Origin of the sequence: Paenibacillus sp. EKM211P, from assembly GCF_011066175.1 — a bacterium.
Taxonomy (GTDB): Bacteria; Bacillota; Bacilli; order Paenibacillales; family Paenibacillaceae; genus Paenibacillus; species Paenibacillus polymyxa.
Genome location: NZ_JAAMNS010000064.1, coordinates 1 through 350, shown reverse-complemented (window position 1 = coordinate 350; position 350 = coordinate 1). Strand labels below are relative to the sequence as shown.

Annotated in this window: 1 protein-coding gene; it reads left to right on the top strand. The window is 57.4% G+C overall.

The genetic code is table 11. From position 1 onward, the window contains the following. On the top strand, positions 1-350 hold a 350-nt coding region (locus tag G9G57_RS25365), incomplete at both ends, for an AMP-binding protein (RefSeq protein WP_164965689.1).

The window sequence follows — 350 nt, the reverse complement described above, 5'->3', positions numbered from 1 at the left end:
GCTTCGAACCTGGAGCCGATTTCCGGGCCGCTCAACCTGGCTTATGTCATCTACACGTCGGGAACGACCGGCAGACCGAAAGGAACGCTGATCGAGCATAAGAACGTCGTGCGCCTCCTGTTCAACGACAAGAACCTGTTCGACTTCGGGCCGTCCGACACGTGGACGCTGTTCCACTCGTTCTGCTTCGATTTCTCCGTCTGGGAAATGTACGGAGCGTTGCTGAACGGAGGCAAGCTGGTCATCGTGCCGCCGCTCACAGCGAAAAATCCAGCCGATTTCCTGGCGCTGCTGGGCCGCGAACAGGTTACCATTTTGAACCAGACGCCAACGTACTTCTACCAGCTGCT